The following is a 672-nucleotide window of genomic DNA, read 5'->3' on the forward strand; positions in this document are numbered from 1 at the left end:
GAAGCTTATATAATGACGATTCCACCACTTATCATGGAGGGAGAGCGATTGATGACCTTCTACTCTATTGTCTTGTTCTTAGATTTCGGGGTCTCCTATTTTCTTGCCCCTGTCATAACAAGCAGCATTTTAGCGCATAGCACACTGCTATTTCTCGGCCTTTTAATCGTGCTTTTTATCACATTGATTTTTACCGCTCGCCATGCTGTTCCGACATCGCCAACACCTGATAAAGAAAACATCACTTTCCGTTATATCATTGCCGGCTTTCATTTCATTTTTTCAAATCGGCATCTTTCCTCCCTTACATTACTCACATTCTTTCTATCGGTGGTATTTGGAGCATTCCTAACCTCATTCATCTTCTTCGTTACCGACAGTCAGTATCTGGGCCTACATAGCAGCCAATATGGCGTGATGTTTGCAGCCTACGCGCTTGGAACAATGGCAGGTGCCCTATTTGCACCGCGTATACGTTATGCACCGGTGCGCCTAGCTGTTCTCACTGACGGTTTAGGAACGGTTGTCTTGTTGCTGATTCCAGCCTTTTCAAAAAGTGCTGTCGTCGTATGGGGCGTCACCTTTATCGCTGGCATTGGAGCAAGCTTATGGTTTATTGGTGTTACCGCCTTCAGGCAGCGCCTCACACCAAAGCAACTTCTCGGGCGAGCT

Annotated in this window: 1 protein-coding gene; it reads left to right on the forward strand. The window is 46.1% G+C overall.

Features of this window, described 5'->3' with window-relative positions; translation table 11 throughout:
• Positions 1-12 precede the first annotated feature (12 nt).
• The coding region (locus ACFIL8_RS11980) for an MFS transporter (protein ID WP_375690002.1) at positions 13-672 on the forward strand (660 nt) is incomplete at its 3' end.

It is taken from the genome of Bartonella sp. AP57NXGY, assembly GCF_042195805.1.
In the GTDB taxonomy this organism is placed as follows: Bacteria; Pseudomonadota; Alphaproteobacteria; order Rhizobiales; family Rhizobiaceae; genus Bartonella.